22 protein-coding genes and 1 tRNA gene are annotated in these 20,300 nt (G+C 64.0%); 12 read left to right on the plus strand and 11 right to left on the minus strand.

Features of this window, described 5'->3' with window-relative positions; genetic code table 11:
* Positions 1-23: 23 nt before the first annotated feature.
* From QX071_RS03865 to QX071_RS03900, 8 genes are all read right to left on the minus strand, one after another.
* Positions 24-287, minus strand: a complete 264-nt coding sequence (locus QX071_RS03865) for a DUF1150 domain-containing protein (protein ID WP_315702191.1) — start codon at positions 285-287, stop codon at positions 24-26.
* A 61-nt stretch (positions 288-348) separates the two neighbouring features.
* The gene (locus QX071_RS03870) at positions 349-774 is read right to left on the minus strand and encodes an Hsp20 family protein (protein ID WP_315702190.1); all 426 of its coding nucleotides are present in this window, start codon (positions 772-774) and stop codon (positions 349-351) included.
* 132 nt (positions 775-906) lie between these two features.
* On the minus strand, positions 907-2,004 hold the full coding sequence (locus tag QX071_RS03875) for a sn-glycerol-3-phosphate import ATP-binding protein UgpC (protein WP_315702189.1): 1,098 nt from the start codon (positions 2,002-2,004) through the stop codon (positions 907-909).
* 123 nt (positions 2,005-2,127) lie between these two features.
* The gene (gene ugpE, locus QX071_RS03880) at positions 2,128-2,976 is read right to left on the minus strand and encodes a sn-glycerol-3-phosphate ABC transporter permease UgpE (RefSeq protein ID WP_315702188.1); all 849 of its coding nucleotides are present in this window, start codon (positions 2,974-2,976) and stop codon (positions 2,128-2,130) included.
* Positions 2,977-2,979: 3 nt separating this feature from the next.
* Positions 2,980-3,861 carry a sn-glycerol-3-phosphate ABC transporter permease UgpA gene (ugpA, locus tag QX071_RS03885; protein ID WP_315702187.1) on the minus strand — a complete coding sequence of 294 codons (882 nt, stop codon included), beginning with the start codon at positions 3,859-3,861 and terminating at the stop codon, positions 2,980-2,982.
* A 155-nt stretch (positions 3,862-4,016) separates the two neighbouring features.
* Positions 4,017-5,339 carry a sn-glycerol-3-phosphate ABC transporter substrate-binding protein UgpB gene (gene ugpB / locus QX071_RS03890; protein ID WP_315702186.1) on the minus strand — a complete coding sequence of 441 codons (1,323 nt, stop codon included), beginning with the start codon at positions 5,337-5,339 and terminating at the stop codon, positions 4,017-4,019.
* 192 nt (positions 5,340-5,531) lie between these two features.
* Complete coding sequence (locus QX071_RS03895; RefSeq protein ID WP_315702185.1) at positions 5,532-6,734, minus strand: CaiB/BaiF CoA-transferase family protein; 1,203 nt, start codon at positions 6,732-6,734, stop codon at positions 5,532-5,534.
* A 147-nt stretch (positions 6,735-6,881) separates the two neighbouring features.
* Positions 6,882-7,307: an organic hydroperoxide resistance protein gene (locus QX071_RS03900; protein WP_315702184.1), complete on the minus strand. Its 426-nt coding sequence runs from the start codon at positions 7,305-7,307 to the stop codon at positions 6,882-6,884.
* 165 nt (positions 7,308-7,472) lie between these two features.
* On the opposite strand from QX071_RS03900, the gene QX071_RS03905 reads away from it, so the two are divergent.
* The gene (locus QX071_RS03905; RefSeq protein ID WP_315702183.1) at positions 7,473-7,937 is read left to right on the plus strand and encodes a MarR family transcriptional regulator; all 465 of its coding nucleotides are present in this window, start codon (positions 7,473-7,475) and stop codon (positions 7,935-7,937) included.
* Positions 7,938-7,949: 12 nt separating this feature from the next.
* Here QX071_RS03905 and QX071_RS03910 read toward each other — a convergent pair whose 3' ends face one another.
* The 3 genes from QX071_RS03910 to QX071_RS03920 form a co-directional block, all read right to left on the minus strand.
* Positions 7,950-8,186, minus strand: coding sequence for a GIY-YIG nuclease family protein (locus tag QX071_RS03910; RefSeq protein WP_315702182.1), 237 nt, complete (start codon positions 8,184-8,186; stop codon positions 7,950-7,952).
* A gap of 181 nt (positions 8,187-8,367) precedes the next feature.
* Positions 8,368-8,443: transfer RNA gene (locus QX071_RS03915), tRNA-Ala, on the minus strand.
* A gap of 66 nt (positions 8,444-8,509) precedes the next feature.
* On the minus strand, positions 8,510-8,920 hold the full coding sequence (locus QX071_RS03920; RefSeq protein ID WP_315702181.1) for a TIGR02300 family protein: 411 nt from the start codon (positions 8,918-8,920) through the stop codon (positions 8,510-8,512).
* 150 nt (positions 8,921-9,070) lie between these two features.
* On the opposite strand from QX071_RS03920, the gene aroA reads away from it, so the two are divergent.
* The 11 genes from aroA to QX071_RS03975 all read left to right on the plus strand — a co-directional run bounded on the left by aroA (position 9,071) and on the right by QX071_RS03975 (position 20,299).
* The gene (gene aroA / locus QX071_RS03925) at positions 9,071-10,408 is read left to right on the plus strand and encodes a 3-phosphoshikimate 1-carboxyvinyltransferase (protein ID WP_315702180.1); all 1,338 of its coding nucleotides are present in this window, start codon (positions 9,071-9,073) and stop codon (positions 10,406-10,408) included.
* A complete protein-coding gene (gene cmk, locus QX071_RS03930) occupies positions 10,405-11,043 on the plus strand; it encodes a (d)CMP kinase (protein ID WP_315702179.1) in 639 nt (212 codons plus the stop codon). The genes aroA and cmk overlap by 4 nt, the downstream gene beginning before the upstream one ends.
* Before the next feature lie 249 nt (positions 11,044-11,292).
* Positions 11,293-13,002: a 30S ribosomal protein S1 gene (gene rpsA, locus QX071_RS03935; RefSeq protein ID WP_315702178.1), complete on the plus strand. Its 1,710-nt coding sequence runs from the start codon at positions 11,293-11,295 to the stop codon at positions 13,000-13,002.
* A 232-nt stretch (positions 13,003-13,234) separates the two neighbouring features.
* Positions 13,235-14,215 carry a signal peptide peptidase SppA gene (sppA, locus tag QX071_RS03940; RefSeq protein WP_315702177.1) on the plus strand — a complete coding sequence of 327 codons (981 nt, stop codon included), beginning with the start codon at positions 13,235-13,237 and terminating at the stop codon, positions 14,213-14,215.
* A 170-nt stretch (positions 14,216-14,385) separates the two neighbouring features.
* Complete coding sequence (locus QX071_RS03945) at positions 14,386-14,697, plus strand: integration host factor subunit beta (protein WP_315702176.1); 312 nt, start codon at positions 14,386-14,388, stop codon at positions 14,695-14,697.
* Between the two features lie 67 nt (positions 14,698-14,764).
* Complete coding sequence (locus tag QX071_RS03950; protein ID WP_315702175.1) at positions 14,765-15,160, plus strand: lipopolysaccharide assembly protein LapA domain-containing protein; 396 nt, start codon at positions 14,765-14,767, stop codon at positions 15,158-15,160.
* Between the two features lie 60 nt (positions 15,161-15,220).
* Positions 15,221-15,880 carry a phosphoribosylanthranilate isomerase gene (locus QX071_RS03955; protein WP_315702174.1) on the plus strand — a complete coding sequence of 220 codons (660 nt, stop codon included), beginning with the start codon at positions 15,221-15,223 and terminating at the stop codon, positions 15,878-15,880.
* Positions 15,877-17,094 (plus strand): tryptophan synthase subunit beta, encoded by a 1,218-nt coding sequence (gene trpB / locus QX071_RS03960; RefSeq protein WP_315702173.1) that lies wholly within the window; start codon positions 15,877-15,879, stop codon positions 17,092-17,094. Before QX071_RS03955 ends, trpB begins: the two co-directional genes overlap by 4 nt.
* Positions 17,091-17,927, plus strand: coding sequence for a tryptophan synthase subunit alpha (trpA, locus tag QX071_RS03965; protein WP_315702172.1), 837 nt, complete (start codon positions 17,091-17,093; stop codon positions 17,925-17,927). Before trpB ends, trpA begins: the two co-directional genes overlap by 4 nt.
* A gap of 93 nt (positions 17,928-18,020) precedes the next feature.
* A complete protein-coding gene (gene accD / locus QX071_RS03970) occupies positions 18,021-18,959 on the plus strand; it encodes an acetyl-CoA carboxylase, carboxyltransferase subunit beta (RefSeq protein WP_315702171.1) in 939 nt (312 codons plus the stop codon).
* Positions 18,956-20,299, plus strand: a complete 1,344-nt coding sequence (locus tag QX071_RS03975) for a folylpolyglutamate synthase/dihydrofolate synthase family protein (RefSeq protein WP_315702170.1) — start codon at positions 18,956-18,958, stop codon at positions 20,297-20,299. Before accD ends, QX071_RS03975 begins: the two co-directional genes overlap by 4 nt.
* Position 20,300: the final 1 nt, after the last annotated feature.

The raw sequence follows: 20,300 nt of genomic DNA on the forward strand, positions 1-20,300 counted from the left end.
CGCGAGGGGCGGCGAGAAATTCGTCAGTGCACGCTCACGGCCTGGAGTTCGTGGCTCCACGCATTCGCAATCGCGGCTTCGCGGCTGTCGGTCAGCATGATCGGCGTGCCGTCGGCGGCATGCAATGCGAACAGCTTCAGGCCTGGCGCGATCTGCGGCGCCTGCGGAAACAGCCCGGGCACATCCTCGGACCGGATCTGCTTCACATAGGCGATATGACCTTCGCCCAAACTGGCCAGCGACTCCAGCGAGACGCCGGATTGAGACGCAACATTACCCTCGTTCATGGTCTCGACTCCTCATCGTAGTCTCAAGCGGTCGAGTCCGCTACTCGTTCCATACCAACTATTATTCGTGTTCATTGATAGCGATTGTCTTAACGATCCGCTCCGGCTCGGGCCGGGCCAGATCGATCGACAACAGCCCGTTCTTCAGATCCGCACCCAGCACGTGCATCCCCTCCGCCAGCACGAAAGTGCGCTGGAAGTGGCGCGCGGCAATGCCGCGATGGATGTATTGCCGGGTCTTGTCGTCCTGCTGCCGCCCGCGGATGACGAGCTGGTTTTCCTCAATGGTGACATCGAGTTGGTCGCGGGTAAAACCCGCCACCGCCAGCGTGATCCTCAAGCGTTCTGGCTGGCCATTGGTGCGTTCGAACCGCTCGATATTATAGGGCGGATAACCGTCGGCACCTTTGACGACGCGGTCGAGCACACGCTCGATCTCGTCGAAGCCCAGCAGGAACGGGCTGGAGAGCGAAGGAACACGAGACATAGTTTACAAAGTCCTCTCGAAGCGACTTTGACGTTTCAGGGCCCTATCGGCACCCCTTGGCAAGCAATATGGGCATGACGCCCGCGCGGTTCAAGCGCCGGGCGACCCTAAACCACCTGTATCTCGAACGGGTTAAAGCACGATCCGGCGGCGGCCGTCGGCCGAGAACAGATGCAGCTGCTCGCGCGGCGCCACCGCGCGAATTTCGGTGCCGATCCCAGGCGCCGCGGTCCCCGGCACCCGTACGATGATGTCGTTGGCGGTCGCCGCCAAAGTGAGGGCGCTGTCCGGATCGATCGGGCCCTGCCGGCGGGCGCCATAGACGAAGGTCTCCGCCCCGACATGCTCGATCGCCTCGACGGTGAGGTCGAGGGCGACGCCGCCGCCGGCGGGCGTTCCCGCGGCGAGCTCGAAATGCTCTGGGCGGATGCCGAGGATGCCGGCCTCGCCCGCGAGCAGGCCGGCGGCTGCGAGCTGGGATTTCAAGCCATCGTCCAGCGTGATCAGGTTCATCGGCGGCGCGCCGATGAAGGTGGCGACGAAGGTGGTCGCCGGGTGGCTGTAGATCTCGAGCGGGCTGCCGATCTGCTCGACGCGCCCGGCATTCATCACGACCAGGATGTCGGCCAGCGTCATGGCCTCGAGCTGATCATGGGTGACGTAGATCGCCGTGGTGTTGAGCCGGCGTTGCAGCTTGCGGATCTCCACCCGCATCGCGATCCGCAGCTTGGCGTCGAGGTTCGAGAGCGGCTCGTCGAACAGGAACACTTTCGGCTGGCGCACGATGGCCCGGCCCATCGCCACGCGCTGTCGCTGGCCGCCGGACAACTGCCCCGGCCTGCGATCGAGCAGCGCGCCGAGTTCGAGGATGCGCGCGGCTTCCTGGACGCGGGCATCGATGTCCTTCGCCGGTGTGCCACGATTGCGCAGGCCGTAAGCCATGTTGTTGTACACGCTCATATGCGGATAGAGCGCGTAGTTCTGGAACACCATCGCGATGTCGCGTTCGGCCGGCTCGACCTGATTGACGATCTGGCCGCCGATGTCGATCTCGCCGGACGTCACGGTCTCCAGCCCCGCCACCATGCGCAGCAGCGTGGACTTGCCGCAGCCGGAGGGGCCGACCAGCACGCAGAACGCGCCATCGCCGATCTCGAAATCGATGCCTTTGATGGCCTCGAAGCCATTCGGATAGGCCTTGCGGATATTGCGGAGAACGACGTTAGCCATGGTTATGCCCGGCGAGTAGCGAATAGGGAGTAGCGAACAGGTGAATTGGATTAGAGAGTCGGGCAAAAGCGAGCGGCTTGGCGAGAGCCCCAATTCGCCATTCGCTACTCGCCATTCGCCTCCTCACTTTTCCGTCTCGATCAGACCCTTCACGAACAGGCGCTGCATCAAGACCACGACGGCGACCGGCGGCAGCATGGCGAGCACGGCGGTCGCCATCGCCACCGACCATTCGGTCAGCGCATCGTGCACGTCGATGATCTTCTTGATGCCGATCACGATCGTCTGCATGTCGTCGCGGGTGGTGATCAGCAGCGGCCAGAGATACTGATTCCAGCCGTAGATGAACAGGATCACGAATAGCGCCGCGATGTTGGTGACCGAGAGCGGCAGCAGCGTATCGAAGAAGAAACGAACAGGTCCGGCACCGTCCATCTTGGAGGCTTCGACCAGCTCCTTCGGCACCGTCATGAAGAACTGCCGGAACAAGAGCGTCGCGGTGGCCGAGGCGACCAGCGGCAGGATCAGCCCGGAATACGAATCCAGCATGTGCAGGTCGGTGGTGATCTTGTAGGTCGGAAAGATGCGCACCTCGACCGGCAGCATCAAGGTGACGAAGATGGTCCAGAACATCGCCATCCGGAACGGAAACGAGAAGAACACGATCGCATAGGCCGAGATGATCGAGATCGCGATCTTGCCCCCCGCAATCCCGAGCGCCATGATCAGGCTCGACAGCATCATGCTGCCGACCGGCTCGTGCGTGGTGCGGCCGCTGCCGGATACGATGGTCTTCCAATAGGTCTCCAGCCCGTGTCCGCCAGGCCAGAGCGTCATCTGGCCGTTGGCGATCACCGCATTGTCGTGCGTCGACGCGATGATGGCGAGGTAGACCGGGAAGGCAACAATGGCGACGCCGGTCAACAGCACCAGGTGCGGAAGCAGATTCCCAAAGCGGCGATGCTCGACCATGATTTAATAGTGAACCTTCTTCTCGACGTAGCGGAATTGGAAGGCGGTCAACACGATCACGATGGCCATCAGGATCACGGACTGGGCTGCCGAGCTGCCGAGATCGGTGCCGGCCTTGCCGTCCAGGAACACCTTGTAGACCAAGGTCTGGGTCGCTCCGTTCGGGCCGCCTTCGGTCGCGGTATCGATGATGCCGAGGGTGTCGAAAAAAGCGTAGGTCGTATTGACGATGATCAGGAAGAAGGTGGTCGGCGACAGCAGTGGAAACACGATGGTCCAGAACCGCCGGAACGGTCGGGCGCCGTCGATCGCAGCCGCCTCGATCACGCTCTTTGGAATGGACTGCAGCCCGGCGAGGAAGAACAGGAAGTTGTAGCTGATCTGGTGCCACACGGCGCCGATCACGATCAGGGTCATGGCCTGCGGGCCGTTCAGCACCGGATTCCAATCGATCCCCGACCGCTGCAGCAGGCGGGCAATCATGCCGAGGCCCGGCTGGAACATGAAGATGAACAGGGTGCTCGCCACGGCCGGCGCGACCGCATAGGGGATGATCAGGAACGTGCGGTAGATCTGCAGCCCCGCGAGTTCGCGGTTGGCCATCACGGCGAGCAGCAGGCCGATGCTCAGCGAAAAAAACGCGACCAGGGCTGAAAACATCAAGGTGACGCCGATCGAGTTGTAATACTCCGGCATCTTCAAGATCGACAGATAGTTCTCGAACCAGACGAACTCGGTGGACAGCCCGAACGCGTCCTGGACCAGGAACGACTGCCAGAGAGCCTGCGCCGCGGGCCAATAGAAGAAGATCAGCGAAATCGCGAGCTGCGGCAGGACCAGCAGAATGGGGAGTGCTTTTCCCGAGAAGATCGCGCGGTTTTCCATGATCCCTATCTATGGCCGGTGGGTACCGGCTCATCCCCAGCTACGGAAAGTGCGGCCTTCGCAGCCTGAGAGCTGCGCAAAGACGTTTAGCGCGAATGAGGAGCCGCGGCGAGCCGGGGACTTAGGAGCCCGAGCCGCCGCGGCGTTGGCTATGACTATTTCGTTGCGGTGCGTTCGAACTGCCGCAGCATCTGGTTGCCGCGGGAGACGGCGGTATCGAGCGCGTCCTTGGCGGACTTCTTGCCGGCAAGCGCCGCCTCGATTTCCTCCGACCAGACGTCTCGCATCTGCACCATGCCGCCGAAGCGCAGGCCGCGCGAATTCTCGGTCGGCGCCTTGTTGGTCAGCTCCTTGAGCGGCACTTCCAGGATCGGATTCTTCTCATAGAAGCCGGAGACCTTGGTCTTCTCATATGCCGCCTTGGTGATCGGCAGATAGCCGGAGACCTGGTGCAGGTTGGCCTGACGGTCGGTGTCGGACAGGAAGGTGAAGAACTTGGCGATGCCCTTGTACTCTTCCTTCGACTTGCCGCCCATCACCCACAGCGAAGCGCCGCCGATGATCGAGTTCTGCGGTGCGCCCTTCGCTTCCGGGAAATACGGCATCGCGACCGCCGTGTAGTTGAACTTGGCGTTCGCCTTCACGTTCGGATAGAACGCCGACGACGTCATGAACATCGCGCATTCGCCCGAGGTGAAGCGGCCTTCGCCGGTGTTGGTGCGACCGGAATAGTCGAAGCTCTTGTCCTTCTGCAGCTCGACCAGGTTCTCGAGCAGCTTGGTTTCCAGCGGCGAGTTGAACTCGAGCACGGTGTCGAAGCCGTCAAGCCCGTTGGCCTTGGTGCCGATCGGCAGGTTGTGCCAGGCGTTGAACTGTTCGATCAGCGCCCAAGTCACCCAGCCCGTGGAGAAACCGCAGGTCGGATTGCCGGCTGCATGCAGCTTCTTGGCGTCTTCGAAGACGTCCGGCCAAGTCTTCGGAGGAGCATCGATGCCGGCCTTCTTCAATGCGTCGAGATTGACCCACATCACCATGCTCGACGAGTTGAAGGGGAACGACAGCATGTCCCCCTTCGAGGTCGAATAATAACCGGTGATCGCCGGCAGATAGGAATTCGGGTCGAACGGTTCGCCCTCCTCCTTCATCAGTTCGGACACCGGCTTGATGGCGCCCTTGGCAGCCATCATGGTCGCGGTGCCGACCTCGAATACCTGCATGATGCCCGGCGCGTTGCCGGCGCGGAACGCGGCGATGCCGGCGTTCAGCGTGTCGGCGTAGCTGCCCTTGAAGCTCGGAACGATCTTGTAGTCGCTCTGCGAGGCGTTGAAGTCGCTGGCGAGCTTGTTCACGACGTCATTGTTCGGGCCGGTCATGGCGTGCCACCACTGGATCTCGGTCACCGCATGCGCGGGCGAGGCGGCGGCAAAGGCCATCATGGCCAGGACCGAAGTCGCGGCGCTAAATTGTCGAACTGACATCAAAAGTACCTCCCATGGGGCGTCATCAACGTTCGTGGCCGTTAGCAGCGGCGGATGACGGTTCAATGAAAGATGTATAGACGGCCGCAGTTGCTGGGGAAAGCACGCCCCACCGCGCCGGTAAAGCGCGCGAACTCCCCCTACATTTGTTGCGGCCGCCCGCCCACGTGGAGCTGAACCGGCGGCTCGCGTTCAGCGCTTGCGTTCGATGCAGACAGCGCCGCTGTCGACCAGGGCCTTGATGGCTTCGTCCGAATAGCCGAACTCGCCCAGCACCTCGCCTGCGTGCTGGCTGAACTTCGGCGGGGTCGAGCGCAGGCTCGGCTTGGTGCGGCCGAGCCGGATCGGTGAGGCAACACCCTTGTACCAGTCCTTCTCGATGACATCGCCGCGATGCAGCGTATGTGCGTTGGTCAGGGCCTGGTCGATCTTCTGCACCGGACCTGCCGGCAGGCCGGCTCCGAGCAGCCGGTCGCAGAGAGGTTCGGCCTCGAACTGGCTGAAGACCGCGGCGAGTTCTGTCCGTAGCGCCGCGCGGTTTGCGACGCGGTCGCGGTTGCGGGCAAAGCGTGGATCGGTGCCGAGCTCCGGCCGGCCGATCTCCTTGCAGAGCTTACGGAACGTGCCGTCATTGCCGACGCCGATGAAGATGTCGTCGGTCTTGGTCGGGAAGATCGCGTAAGGCACGAGGTTCGGATGTTCGTTGCCCGTCAGTGATGGCGGCTTGCCGTGCATGAAGTAGTTCGCCGTATGCGGATGCATGATGGCGAGTCCGGTCTCGTACAGCGTGACTTCGAGGAATTGCCCGAGGCCGGAGCGGTGCCGCTCCGACAGCGCCATCAGGATGCCGATCGCGGCATAGAGCCCGGTGGTGATGTCGACCAGCGGCACGCCGATCCGCATCGGCCCGCTTTCGGGCGAGCCGGTCGCTGCGATCATGCCGGTCATGGCCTGGATGATCGCGTCGTAGCCGGGATTGCCGCCGCGGGGGCCATCGGCACCGAAGCCGCAGATCCGGCAATGCACCAGCTGGGGGAATTTCTCGCGCAGGGCATCGCTGCCGATGCCCCATTTTTCCAGCGTGCCCGGCTTGAAGTTTTCGATCAGCACGTCGGCCGTTTCGAGCATCTTCATCAGCACCGCGCGGCCGCCTTCGGCGGCGAGGTCGAGGCCGATCGAGCGCTTGTTGCGGTTGATGCCGACGAAATAGGCCGCGTCCTCGTCATGGAAGGGCGGGCCCCAGTCGCGCACCTCGTCGCCGGCGGGCGGTTCGACCTTGATCACGTCGGCGCCGTGGTCGGCGAGGATCTGGGTGCAATAGGGTCCGCCGAGCACGCGCGTGAGATCGATCACGCGCAGGCCGGTCATCGCGCCGGGGACGAATTGTGGGGTCATCGAGGGATTCGCGAGGTTGGTGTCAACTCGCGGTCATAAAGCACTGGCGGCGCACCGGCGCAAATCCGAGGGCGCACCGTGCCCATGCACAAAAGGGGCAGGAGACTGCGACCTGCGATCTCCTGCCGTGTCGTGGAATCGCGCCGGTCAGACGACGCTCAGCTTGACGTCGACATTGCCGCGGGTGGCGTTGGAGTAGGGACATACCTGGTGCGCCTTCTCGACCAAGGCTTCTGCGTCGGCCTTGGCGAGGCCGGGGAGCGAGACCGCAAGCTCGACCGTGATGCCGAAGCCGCCCTCCGAACGCGGTCCGATGCCGACCGTGGAGGTGACCGAGGTGTCGGCCGGCACCTTGGGGCCGCCCTGCGAGGCCACGAACTTCATCGCGCCGATGAAGCAGGCCGCATAGCCGGCGGCGAACAGCTGCTCGGGATTGTTGCCGGCACCGCCGGCGCCACCGAGTTCCTTCGGGGTGGCCAGCTTGACGCTCAGCGAGCCGTCGAGGGTCTGTGCTTCACCGTCGCGGCCGCCGGTGGCCTTGGCGCTGGTCTTGTAGAGCACGTTCACGGACATGGTCGGGTCTCCCGTTCATGAATTTCGATGGACACAATATTGCATACAATTATATTGTGCACAATATAATTGGTCGATAGAAATTTCGTGATCGTAGCGCGGGTCGTTGATCGGCATGCCCGGCCGACCCAAGATGGGGTCACGATCCGAGCTTCCGAGGTCACCATGCCCAGAAAGGCCGCGGCCGACGCGCCGCTTCTGCTCGCCAACCAGCTTTGTTTCGCCGTGTATTCGACGGCGCATGCGTTCAACCGCGTCTATAAGCCCCTGCTCGACCGGCTCGGCCTCACCTATCCGCAATATCTGGTGATGCTGGTGCTGTGGGAACGGGATGGCCTGGCGGTCAAGGAGATCGGTGAGCGGCTGTTCCTGGACTCCGGCACCTTGACGCCGCTCCTGAAGCGACTGGAGACGGCTCACCTCGTCAAGCGGACGCGTTCGGTAGCGGACGAGCGGCAGGTCCTGGTGGCGCTGACCGCGCAGGGCGCGGCGCTGCGCGAGAAGGCCAGGGCGATCATCCCGCCGGCGATTCTCGACGCGACGGGATGCTCGGTTGCGGAACTGGCGACATTGCAGAAGAGCCTGATTGCGCTGCGCGAGCGACTCGATGCGGTGGCGGGGGAAGGCTAGGGACCGTCCAGCCTACAAGTGCTTCTTCGCAAAAGCGCGGCCAGAGCCCGACTTGAGATATCTCTCGAACGCGAACGCGAGCTTCTCGTCGCTGAATGCAACATAAGTTCTAACACGCCGCGGCCTATACTTGGACGTATGCGGGACCGCGCCTGCGTTGTGCTTGATCAGACGCTCCGGCACGTCGTCGGTGATCCCGGCATAGAAGTGCACGCCGTCCAGACTTTCAAGGATATAGACATATTTCATGAGAAGGCCCGGCGCTCAGTCGTATCACTACGATAGCGCGGACAACGTGCCGTTAGCCAAGTCTCATTATCGACAGTCCGCCTTCGCTCTCTGAGCTTCGGCGGGACAGCCTTCGCTGGCTTCGCTACGATAGGGGCGGAGTGTGGCTTGCCCTGCCGAAGCTCGCGAAGCGAGCGAAGGCTGGTGGAGCCAGGCGGGATCGAACCGCCGACCTCTTGCATGCCATGCAAGCGCTCTCCCAGCTGAGCTATGGCCCCTTAACAGCTCCGGCTCGTCTGGGCGACGCGCCGGGATGCACCGTGAAACACGTTTTCAGAATTATCTCAAGTGTCTTCGTCGCCGCCGACGTCACCAATGATGTCGGTGACGTCTTCATCCCCTTCTTCTTCGTCGGCGATGAAGGTCGAATCATCGTCCTCGTCGTCGTCGAGGGTCTCGTCGATCTCGATGTCGTCTTCCGATTCGGGAACGACGGCCTTGACCTTGCCGGTGTTCTCCTCGGCATCGGCCTCCTCGAGCGAGACCAACTCTTCGGCCTCGGCCGGCTCGTGCGCCGTATCGACGGGGGCGGCAGCGCGCGCGGCCTCGCCGCGCATGGCGCGGGCAGGGGCCACCGGGGCGATCGGCACCACCTCGCCGGTGTAGGGCGAAATCACCGGGTTCTTGTTGAGGTCGTAGAACTTTTTGCCCGTGGTCGGGCAAATGCGTTTGGTTCCAAGCTCGGCTTTGGCCACGTGCAGCGTCCTGGGAATGTCTGAAAAGCGGTGCTTCACTTGGCTAGTTGCCGCGCCGCTGTCAATAGCGCTTTACACGAGAATTTCGAGGGCTCGTGACGGCCGGTTGGGCCTGTGATACCTGCGGCTCCGATCTGAGAGGACATGACCTTGTCGACATCTGCAGCCCCGACCCCGCTCGAATCCCGGGCCAGCGGCCCCCTGACGGGCACGATTCGTGTTCCCGGCGACAAGTCGATCTCGCACCGGGCCTTGATTCTGGGCGCGATGGCGGTCGGCGAAACCACGATTTCCGGCCTGCTCGAAGGCGAGGACGTCCTGAACACCGCCAAATCCATGCGCATCCTCGGTGCCAAGGTCGAGCGGACCGGCGATTTCGCCTGGAGCGTCCGCGGGGTCGGTGTCGGCGGCTTCGCCCAGCCTGGCGAGACCCTCGATTTCGGCAATTCCGGCACGGGATGCCGGCTGGTCATGGGCGCGGTGGCGGGCTGCCCGATCACGGCCGTGTTCGACGGCGACGCCTCGCTGCGCAGCCGCCCCATGCGCCGGATACTCGATCCGCTGGCCCTGATGGGCGCCAAGGTCATTGCCGAAGGCGAAGGCGGCAGGCTGCCGCTGACCTTGCAGGGCGCGCGCAATCCGATTCCGATCGAATATCGCACGCCCGTCGCCTCGGCCCAGATCAAGTCGGCGGTGCTGCTGGCGGGGCTCGCCGCCCCCGGCATCACCACCGTCATCGAACAGGAGGCCAGCCGCGACCACACCGAGCTGATGCTCAAGCATTTTGGCGCCGAGATCGTCACGACGGCGGAAGGGCCGCATGGGCGCCGCATCGCCTTGGCCGGCGAGCCGGAATTGCGCGGTGCTGCCGTGATCGTGCCGGGGGATCCGTCCTCGGCCGCGTTCCCGATCGTCGCGGCGCTGATCGTCGAAGGCTCCGACCTGGTGCTCCCGGACGTGATGACCAACCCGCTGCGGACCGGCCTGTTCACCACCTTGCGCGAGATGGGCGCCTCGATCGAGGAAAGCGACGTTCGCGGCGACGCCGGCGAGCCGATGGCCAGGCTGCGGGTCCGCGCCTCGAAGCTGCGCGGCGTCGAAGTCCCGCCGGAACGCGCGCCGTCGATGATCGACGAATATCTGGTGCTGGCGGTGGCAGCCAGCTACGCCGAAGGCACCACGATCATGCGCGGGCTGCAGGAACTGCGGGTCAAGGAATCCGACCGGCTGGAGGCGACCGCGGCGATGCTGCGGGTCAACGGCGTCAAGGTGGAGATCGTTGGCGACGACCTGATCGTGGAGGGCAGGGGCCATGTGCCCGGGGGCGGCCTGGTGGCCACGCACATGGACCACCGTATCGCGATGTCGGCGCTGGTGATGGGACTTGCCTCAGACCAGCCGGTCAAGGTCGACGACACCGCTTTCATTGCGACCAGCTTCCCGGACTTTTTGCCGCTGATGCGCAAAGCCGGCGCGGAGTTCGCATGATTATCGCCATCGACGGCCCGGCGGCGTCGGGCAAGGGCACCCTCGCCAAGCGGCTCGCGGCGCATTACGGCTATCGGCATCTTGATACCGGCGTGATTTATCGCGCCGTGGCCTATGCCATGCTCTCGGCCGGTCATGACCTGAACGACGAAGGCCAAGCGGCACAGATTGCCCTGAAGCTCGAGCCCGAGACCTTCGACAATCCGGCGCTGAAGTCCCAGGCGGTGGGCTCGGCTGCCTCGGTCGTCTCGGCCCTTCCCAAGGTGCGCGAGGCGCTGGTGGCGTTCCAACGTCAGTTTGCATCCAGCCCGCCCGGCGCCGTGCTCGACGGCCGCGACATCGGCACGGTGATCTGCCCGGATGCCGACGTGAAGATCTATGTCGTGGCCGATCCGAAGATCCGGGCCCAGCGCCGCACCCTGGAGGCGCGGGCCCGTGGCGAGGAGGCCGACGAGGCCGCCGTCCTGGCCGATATCCTTGCCCGCGACGCGCGCGACCAGAACCGCCCGATTGCTCCTTTAAAGCAAGCACCGGATGCTTACTTGCTAGACAACTCCCATTTGGATATAGAAAGCGGCGTCCGGGCCGCCATCGATATTGTCGAGGCCGTTCGAGCGGGCCGTCAGCGGGTTTGATATTTGCCGCTGGCGTCATTGGAGGAACGCCCGCTCCCGCCCTTGACCGTCGATAGCTCGATTGCGGTTCAATCGGGTTCGATCAGCCGGACATTACTCAACGTATCGCATGTGCAGGCACTGCCGGCCCGCTTCTGCGCGTTTCGCGCACCGAGCGGTCGTTTGGGGTATTTGCGGACCTCCAAACACTGTGCATCCGATGCGCCGATCAACCCGCTGCCGGCAAGACAGTCCGCATCTGGAGAACCAATGGCTTCGAGTACCACTGCTACTTCCTACAACCCCAGCCGCGATGATTTTGCCGCGATGCTGGATGAGTCCTTCACGCGCGGTAACCTGCAGGAAAGTTCCGTCGTCAAGGGCAAGGTGGTTGCGATCGAGAAGGACATGGCCGTCATCGACGTCGGCCTGAAGACCGAAGGCCGCGTCGCGCTGCGCGAATTCGCAGGCCCCGGCCGTGAGAACGAATTGAAGGTCGGCGACGAGGTCGAGGTGTTCCTCGACCGGATCGAGAACGCACTCGGCGAAGCCGTGCTGTCGCGCGACAAGGCGCGCCGCGAAGAGAGCTGGGGCAAGCTCGAGAAGGCGTTCCAGAACAACGAGAAGGTCAACGGCGTCATCTTCAACCAGGTCAAGGGCGGCTTCACCGTCGACCTCGACGGCGCGGTGGCCTTCCTGCCGCGTTCGCAGGTGGACATCCGTCCGATCCGCGACGTCGCACCGCTGATGAACAACTCGCAGCCGTTCCAGATCCTCAAGATGGATCGCCGCCGCGGCAACATCGTCGTGTCGCGCCGTACCGTGCTGGAAGAGACCCGCGCCGAGCAGCGCCAGGAGCTGGTGCAGAACCTCGAAGAGGGTCAGGTGATCGACGGCGTCGTCAAGAACATCACCGATTACGGTGCGTTCGTCGACCTCGGCGGCATCGACGGCCTGCTGCACGTCACCGATATCGCCTGGCGGCGTGTCAACCATCCGACTGAGGTGCTCAGCATCGGCCAGACGGTGAAGGTCAAGATCATCAAGATCAACCACGAGACGCACCGCATCTCGCTGGGCATGAAGCAGCTGCTGGACGATCCGTGGCAGGGCATCGAGGCGAAGTATCCGCTGGGTGCGCGCTTCCACGGCCGCGTCACCAACATCACCGACTACGGCGCCTTCGTCGAGCTGGAGCCGGGCATCGAAGGCCTGATCCACGTCTCGGAGATGTCGTGGACCAAGAAGAACATGCATCCGGGCAAGATCGTCTCGACCTCGCAGGAAGTCGAAGTCCAGGTGCTCGAGGTCGATTCGGTCAAGCGCCGCATCTCGCTCGGTCTCAAGCAGACCATGCGCAATCCGTGGGAGGTCTTCGTCGAGAAGCATCCGACGGGTTCGGTGGTCGAGGGCGAGGTCAAGAACAAGACCGAGTTCGGCCTGTTCCTCGGCCTCGAGGGCGATGTCGACGGCATGGTCCACCTGTCCGATCTCGACTGGAAGCTTCCGGGCGAGCAGGTGATCGACAACTACAAGAAGGGCGACATGGTGAAGGCCGTGGTGCTCGACGTCGATGTGGAGAAGGAGCGTATTTCGCTCGGCATCAAGCAGCTCGAAGGCGATCCCTTCGCCGAGCCGGGCGATGTCAAGAAGGGCGCGGTCGTCACCTGCGAGGTGCTCGACGTCAAGGAAGGCGGCATCGACGTCAAGATCGCCGGCACCGACTTCGCCACCTTCATCAAGCGCTCCGAGCTGGCGCGCGACCGCAACGATCAGCGCTCCGAACGCTTCGCGGTCGGTGAGAAGGTCGATGCCCGCGTGATCCAGTTCGACAAGAAGGCCCGCAAGGTGCAGGTCTCGATCAAGGCGCTGGAAGTCGCGGAAGAGAAGGAGGCCATCGCGCAATATGGCTCCTCCGATTCGGGCGCGACGCTCGGCGACATCCTGGGCACCGCGCTCAAGAATCGCGATCAGAAGTAAGCCGTCGTCGATTTGACGAGCATCAAAGCCCCGGTTTCGGCCGGGGCTTTTTTTATTCGACCGACGTAAGAAGCCGGCCGATCCGGCCTCTGCCTCCAACCGGCATGGCGATCGTTCGGCAGCATCGTGGCGGGCCATGCTTTCTTCATATTGGGTCGCAATTGATGTAATCAGGTAACGTCGGATTCACGCTGCGGATGCAAAACGCGCTGATACTTCCTGGAGATTTTCCATGTCGCTTGATTCGGATGTGATCGTCGATCGGCGCAGGCTGCGCCGCAAGCTGACGTTCTGGCGCGTCGCTGCCGTGCTGATCGCGATCGCGGCTCTTTCGGCGGTCGGCTTCGTGATGTCGCCGCGCGGACGCACCGCGCTGACCACGTCGGGATCGATCGCCCGCGTCAACATCGAAGGCCTGATCCGCAGCGACCAGGATCGCGTCGAGGCGCTGGAGCGGCTGGAGAATTCGTCCGCCGCCGCCGTCGTGCTTCACATCAATTCGCCGGGCGGCACCACCGCGGGATCCGAGCAGCTCTACGATTCTCTGGTCCGCCTAAAGGCGAAGAAGCCGCTGGTGGTCGTCGTCGAAGGGCTTGCGGCCTCCGGCGGCTACATCACGGCGATTGCGGCCGATCACATCGTCGCACAGCAGAGTTCTCTCGTCGGCTCGATCGGTGTGCTGTTCCAATATCCCAATGTCGGCGAACTCTTGAAGACCATTGGCGTCAAGGTCGAGGAGGTGAAATCCTCGCCGTTGAAGGCTGCGCCCAACGGGTTCGAGCCGACAAGCCCGGAAGCGCGCGAGGCGCTCGACGCGCTGGTGAAGGATTCCTACGCATGGTTCCGTGGACTCGTGAAGGAGCGGCGCGGCATGGATGATGCGCAGCTGGAAAAGGTTGCTGACGGCCGCGTCTTCACCGGACGACAGGCGATCGATCTGAAGCTGATCGACGAACTCGGCGATGAGAAGAAGGCGATTGCCTGGCTGGTTGCGCAAAAGAACGTCAAAAAGGATCTGCCCGTGCGCGACTACAAACTTTCGCCGCGGTTCGGCGATCTCTCCTTCCTGCGTACGGCAACTTCGATCGCGCTCGAGGCTGTCGGTCTGAGCGCCGTCGCGCATCAGATCGAGCATGCGGGCGTGGTGCGCGCAGTGGACGGCTTGGGGTTGGACGGCATGCTGGCGCTGTGGCAGCCGGCGGGCAGCAACTGAACCCGCTAAGACCGGCGTCGCCGTATCTTTCGCGCGCTGCGTGTGGGGCTGGAAAGCGGGATTTCGGCCCTGTCACGCAATTTCGCGTCGCCGATGAATGATTTAGCGTCTTGACAGTCCACGGCATTTTCACGGAAATGGGCGCTGAATTTCCCGGATACACCTTCTCGATGATCAAATCCGAGCTTGTTCAGCGTATCGCCGAGCACAACCCGCATCTCTACCAGCGAGATGTCGAGAACATTGTGAATGCGATCCTTGATGAGATCGTCGCAGCGTTGGCGCGCGGCGATCGGGTGGAGCTGCGTGGTTTCGGCGCCTTCTCCGTCAAGCACCGTCCGGCGCGCGCAGGGCGAAATCCGCGGACCGGCGCCCATGTGCCGGTGGACCAGAAATGCGTGCCGTTCTTCAAGACCGGCAAGGAAATGCGCGAGCGGCTGAACCGCGACCAGCCGCCGGAAGCGGCCGAATCCTCGTCCTGATGCGTCCTGCGCAAGGCGCCGGATGTGTTGAGGCGGATGCGGTCTGGGATGAGCACGAGCGAGCGTTATGCGAAAATTCCTTACCGCGGTGATCGTCATTCCGCTGGCACTGCTCTTCGTCGTGTTTGCAGTCGCGAACCGGCATTTCGTTACCGTATCGTTCAATCCATTTGACACGACCGATGCCGGCGCGGCGGTGTCATTGCCGCTCTTTGCGCTGATCATCGCCGCGACCATCGTGGGCGTCGTTGCTGGCGGCCTCGCGACCTGGATCGGTCAGCGCCGATGGCGGCGAGCGGCGCGTCAGCATCAGGCCGACGCGGACGCTGCACGGGCCGAGCTCGCCCATCTCAAGGCGGCCTCGGCTGCGACGCGGGGTGCGCGGGGGCAGCTGGTTCCGTCGTCCTCTCCGGCCGGGCTTTTCGGCCCTTATGGGCGAGACAAGCAGGGCGCCGCGTTGTAGAACCCGCGCGAAACCTCGTTACGAGGTGATCCTTTTCGCGCGGAATTGCGTTTTCGACTGATGCCCTTGCTCGTCAAAATCTGCGGCCTGACCACGCCCGAGACGCTCGCGGCGGCCCTGGATGCTGGCGCAGACATGGTGGGGTTCGTGTTCTTTCCGCCGTCGCCGCGCCATCTCGGCCTCCAAGCGGCCCGCGCGCTCGGCGCGCAGGCGAAAGGCCGCGCGTTGAAGGTCGCGCTCACGGTCGATGCCGATGACGCCACGATCGAGAACATCGTCGAGACCTTGAGGCCGGATCTGCTGCAGCTCCATGGCAAGGAGAGCGTGGCGCGGGTTCGCGACATCAAGCAGCGCTTCGGCCTGCCGGTGATGAAGGCGATCCCCGTCGAAACCGCCGCCGACCTGGCGTCGCTGTCCGGCTATGCCGCTGTGTGCGACCGCATTCTGTTCGATGCCCGTGCGCCCAAGGATGCCACGCGTCCCGGCGGGCTGGGCGCCACCTTCGATTGGCATCTGCTTCAAGATCTCAAGCTCGATCTCCCGTTCATGGTGTCGGGCGGCTTGAGTGCCGGCAATGTGCATGAGGCGGTCAGAATCACAGGTGCGGGAGGCGTCGATGTTTCTTCTGGCGTCGAGCGCGCGCCCGGCGTGAAGGATAGCGACATGATCAGAGAATTTGTGCGCGCGGCGCGCGCGATCGAAGAGTTGAGCGTCCGATGACCACTTTGCGTCCCAATTCCTATCGAAGCGGCCCCGACGAGCGCGGCCATTTCGGCATTTTCGGCGGCCGCTTTGTCGCGGAAACGCTGATGCCGCTGATCTTGGACCTGGAGAAAGCCTACGCCGAAGCGAAGGCCGATCCGGCGTTCCAGGCCGAGATGGACGGCTACCTCAAGCACTATGTCGGCCGTCCTTCGCCGCTTTATTTCGCCGAACGGCTGACCGAGCATCTTGGCGGCGCCAAGATCTACTTCAAGCGCGAGGAGCTCAATCACACCGGCTCGCACAAGGTCAACAATGTGCTCGGCCAGATCATGATGGCGCGGCGTATGGGCAAGAAGCGCATCATCGCCGAGACCGGCGCCGGCCAGCATGGCGTCGCGACTGCGACGCTGTGCGCGCGCTTCGGTCTTGAATGCGTGGTCTATATGGGCGCGGTCGATGTCGAGCGGCAGCAGCCGAACGTGATCCGCATGGAGATGCTGGGCGCAAAGGTGGTCCCGGTGCAGTCCGGCGCACGCACCTTGAAGGACGCGATGAACGAGGCGCTGCGCGATTGGGTCACTAACGTCCACAACACGTTCTACTGCATCGGTACGGTCGCGGGGCCGCATCCCTATCCGATGATGGTGCGCGACTTCCAGTCGGTGATCGGCAACGAGACCCGGGTGCAGATGCAGGAGATGGAAGGCCGCCTGCCGGATTCTCTCATCGCCTGCATCGGCGGCGGCTCGAACGCCATGGGCCTGTTTCATCCGTTTCTCGATGACCCCTCGGTGGAGATCTTCGGCGTGGAAGCTGCGGGCCATGGCCTCACGCAGCTGCATGCCGCCTCGATCGCCGGCGGTCGGCCCGGCGTGCTTCATGGCAACCGCACCTATCTGCTGATGGATGAGGACGGCCAGATCCAGGAAGCGCATTCGATCTCGGCAGGTCTCGACTATCCCGGCATCGGGCCGGAGCATTCCTGGCTGCACGAGACAGGCCGCGTGACATACCTCTCCGCGACCGACGAAGAGGCGCTGGCGGCGTTTCAGCTGTTGTCGCGGCTCGAAGGCATCATCCCGGCGCTGGAGCCGGCACACGCGATCGCCAAGGTGATGGAGCTCGCGCCCAAGCGATCGAAGGATCATCTGATGGTCGTCAACCTCTCGGGCCGCGGCGACAAGGACGTCCCGCAGGTCGGCGAGATCCTGCGAGGGAGGAAGTCGTGACCACCCGGATGGACGCGCGGTTCGCGCAATTGAAAAAGCAAGGCCGCTCGGCGTTCGTCACCTTCGTGATGGCCGGCGATCCCGACCCGCAGACGTCGCTTGCGATCGTCAAGGCGCTGCCGCAGGCTGGCGCCGACATCATCGAGCTCGGCATGCCCTTCACCGATCCGATGGCCGATGGCCCCTCGATCCAGGCCGCAGGCCTGCGCGCGCTGAAAGGCGGCATGACCTTGCGCAAGACGCTCGCCCTGGTGCGCAGCTTCCGCGAAAGCGACGATACCACGCCGATCGTGCTGATGGGCTACTACAACCCGATCTACATTTACGGCGTCGAGCCGTTTCTGGCCGACGCGAAAGCGGCGGGCGTGGACGGCTTGATCATCGTGGACCTTCCGCCGGAAGAGGACGATGAATTGTGCGTGCCGGCGCTCAAGGCCGGGCTCAACTTCATTCGCCTCGCGACTCCGACCACCGACGACAAGCGCTTGCCGGCGGTGCTCGCGAACACATCGGGTTTCGTCTACTACGTCTCGATCACCGGCATCACCGGCGCGGCCTCGGCCGATGCGAAGTCGGTCGGTGCCGCCGTGGCCCGGATCAAGGGACATACGGCGCTGCCGGTCTGCGTCGGCTTCGGCATCCGCACCCCTGAAGCGGCGCGGGCGATTGCCCAACATGCCGATGGCGCCGTCGTGGGCACGGCTCTGGTGGATGCGGTGCGCAGCAGCCTGGACGCGGAGGGGCGCGCGACCGCGAAGACGGTGGGCGCCGTGGCCGATCTGGCCGCAGCACTCGCGCAAGGCGTGCACGGCGCGAAACAAGCCGCAGAATAGCTGTTGTCCGGCTGCGCTGCCGCCGTAGGCGGCGGCTTGCCGGGCCAAGAACTCACCGCCATATATGTTTGCGAGCGCCATACGGAGCGACACATGAACTGGCTTACCAATGTGGTCCGGCCGAAGATCCGCAGCATCCTGCGGCGCGAGACGCCGGAGAACCTGTGGATCAAGTGCCCGGATTCCGGACAGCTCGTGTTCTACAAGGACGTCGAGGCCAACCAGTTCGTCATCCCCGGCTCGAACTATCACATGCGCATGGGCGCGGTTGCGCGCCTGAAATCGATCTTCGACAACGAGACCTGGTTCGACGTCGCGCTTCCCGAAGTCACGCCTGACCCGCTGAAATTCCGCGACGAGCGTCGCTATGCCGATCGCATCAAGGATGCACGCGCCCGCACCGGCCTGAACGATGCCGTCAAGGTCGGCTACGGCAAGCTCGAGGGCATGGGTACGGTGATCGCCGTGCAGGATTTCGATTTCATGGGCGGCTCGCTCGGCATGGCCGCGGGCGAAGCCATCGTGCGCGGGCTCGAGCTCGCAGTTGAGAAGAAATCGCCGTTCATCGTGTTCGCGGCTTCCGGCGGTGCTCGCATGCAGGAGGGCATCCTGTCGCTGATGCAGATGCCGCGCACGACCGTGGCCGTGCAGATGCTGCGCGAGGCGCGGCAACCCTACATCGTGGTGCTGACCAATCCGACCACCGGCGGCGTCACGGCTTCCTATGCGATGCTCGGCGACGTTCAGATCGCCGAGCCCGGCGCTCTGATCGGCTTCGCCGGTGCGCGCGTGATCGAGCAGACCATCCGCGAGAAGCTTCCCGAAGGCTTCCAGCGTGCCGAATATCTCCGCGACCACGGCATGGTGGACATGGTCGTGCATCGTCACGACCTGCGCCCGACTTTGGCGCGGCTCTGCCGGCTGCTGACCAAATCGCCGGCCATCGAGCCCACCAAGCCGATGGCGCAGCTGCCACCGCCTGAGAAGACGGTCGTCTCTTCCGAGGCGACCGCGGGCGCGCCGGCTGCGTGAACGATCCGGCGTCCCAGCAGACCTGTTCGCCCGACGAGCTGATCGCGCGGCTCTCGGCTCTGCATCCGAGCCAGATCGATCTCGGGCTGGATCGCATGCATCGGCTGCTGGCGCAGCTTGGCCATCCCGAGCGCAAGCTGCCGCCGGTGATCCATGTCGCCGGCACCAACGGCAAAGGCTCGACCGTCGCCTATCTGCGGGCGATGCTGGAGGCCGCGGGCCTGCGGGTGCACGTCTTCACTTCGCCCTGGCTTGTGCGCATCAACGAAAGCTATCGGCTGGGCCGCGTCGGTGGCGGCGTCCTGGTCGGTGACGATGAATTGCGTGATGCGCTTGAGCAATGCGAGCGGGTCAACGCGGGCGCGCCGATCACCTTTTTCGAGGTGAAGACCGTCGCTGCGTTTGTGCTGTTTGCCAAGCATCCGGCCGACGTCGTGCTGCTCGAGGTCGGTCTCGGCGGCCGGCTCGACTCCACCAATGTGATCGAGCAGCCGGCGGCCAGCGTGCTGACGCCGATCAGCATGGATCATATGGATTTTCTCGGCACCGATCTGGCATCGATCGCCGGCGAGAAGGCTGCGATCATCAAGCGCGGCTGCCCGGTGATCTCGGCCGAGCAGGAGCCGTCGGCGCTGGCCGTGATCGAACAGCAGGCGAAACGCATGCGTGCGCCGCTGTTTGCGGCTGGTGAGGCCTGGCATGTCAATGTCGAGCGCGGCCGGCTGGTCTATCAGGACGATCGTGGCTTGCTCGATCTCCCCGCGCCAAGACTGTTCGGTCGGCACCAGTTCGACAATGCGGGGCTGGCGATCGCGACCTTGCGCGCCATCGACAGGTTCAAGCTTCCGACCAAGGCGTTCGAAGCGGGCATTACCGGGGCCGAGTGGCCGGCGCGGATGCAGCGCCTGTCGACCGGCGCGCTGCCTGTGCTCGGGCCACAGGGCTCCGAGATCTGGCTGGACGGCGGTCACAATGCCGAAGGCGGTCGCGTGGTCGCGGCTGCACTCGGCGATCTCGAGGAGCGGGTGTCGCGACCGCTGGTGGTCATCGTCGGCATGATGGCCAACAAGGACGCGCGTGCTTTTCTGGCCAATTTTGCCGGCCTGACACGCCACATCATTGTCGTGCCGATCCCCGGTCAGGACAAGGCGATGACGCCTTCCGATCTGGCCGATGCCGCGCGCGTGCTCGGCATGCGGGTCGAGATTGCCGCCGGGGTCGAAGCGGCGCTCGCGAGCATCGCGCGCCTCGCCTACGAGGTGCCGCCGCGCATCCTGATCACTGGCTCGCTCTATCTCGCCGGCCATGTGCTGGCGATCAACGGCACGCCTCCCACTTAAG

Source organism: Bradyrhizobium sp. SZCCHNS1022 (assembly GCF_032484835.1).
In the GTDB taxonomy this organism is placed as follows: Bacteria; Pseudomonadota; Alphaproteobacteria; order Rhizobiales; family Xanthobacteraceae; genus Bradyrhizobium.

Coding starts and splice junctions, on each gene's coding strand:
- QX071_RS03865 (WP_315702191.1), bottom strand. CDS start 287: ATGAACGAGGGTAATGTTGCGTCTCAATCCGGCGTCTCGCTGGAGTCG.
- QX071_RS03870 (WP_315702190.1), bottom strand. CDS start 774: ATGTCTCGTGTTCCTTCGCTCTCCAGCCCGTTCCTGCTGGGCTTCGAC.
- QX071_RS03875 (WP_315702189.1), bottom strand. CDS start 2,004: ATGGCTAACGTCGTTCTCCGCAATATCCGCAAGGCCTATCCGAATGGC.
- ugpE (WP_315702188.1), bottom strand. CDS start 2,976: ATGGTCGAGCATCGCCGCTTTGGGAATCTGCTTCCGCACCTGGTGCTG.
- ugpA (WP_315702187.1), bottom strand. CDS start 3,861: ATGGAAAACCGCGCGATCTTCTCGGGAAAAGCACTCCCCATTCTGCTG.
- ugpB (WP_315702186.1), bottom strand. CDS start 5,339: ATGTCAGTTCGACAATTTAGCGCCGCGACTTCGGTCCTGGCCATGATG.
- QX071_RS03895 (WP_315702185.1), bottom strand. CDS start 6,734: ATGACCCCACAATTCGTCCCCGGCGCGATGACCGGCCTGCGCGTGATC.
- QX071_RS03900 (WP_315702184.1), bottom strand. CDS start 7,307: ATGTCCGTGAACGTGCTCTACAAGACCAGCGCCAAGGCCACCGGCGGC.
- QX071_RS03905 (WP_315702183.1), top strand. CDS start 7,473: ATGCCCAGAAAGGCCGCGGCCGACGCGCCGCTTCTGCTCGCCAACCAG.
- QX071_RS03910 (WP_315702182.1), bottom strand. CDS start 8,186: ATGAAATATGTCTATATCCTTGAAAGTCTGGACGGCGTGCACTTCTAT.
- cmk (WP_315702179.1), top strand. CDS start 10,405: ATGATTATCGCCATCGACGGCCCGGCGGCGTCGGGCAAGGGCACCCTC.
- rpsA (WP_315702178.1), top strand. CDS start 11,293: ATGGCTTCGAGTACCACTGCTACTTCCTACAACCCCAGCCGCGATGAT.
- sppA (WP_315702177.1), top strand. CDS start 13,235: ATGTCGCTTGATTCGGATGTGATCGTCGATCGGCGCAGGCTGCGCCGC.
- QX071_RS03945 (WP_315702176.1), top strand. CDS start 14,386: ATGATCAAATCCGAGCTTGTTCAGCGTATCGCCGAGCACAACCCGCAT.
- QX071_RS03950 (WP_315702175.1), top strand. CDS start 14,765: ATGCGAAAATTCCTTACCGCGGTGATCGTCATTCCGCTGGCACTGCTC.
- QX071_RS03955 (WP_315702174.1), top strand. CDS start 15,221: ATGCCCTTGCTCGTCAAAATCTGCGGCCTGACCACGCCCGAGACGCTC.
- trpB (WP_315702173.1), top strand. CDS start 15,877: ATGACCACTTTGCGTCCCAATTCCTATCGAAGCGGCCCCGACGAGCGC.
- accD (WP_315702171.1), top strand. CDS start 18,021: ATGAACTGGCTTACCAATGTGGTCCGGCCGAAGATCCGCAGCATCCTG.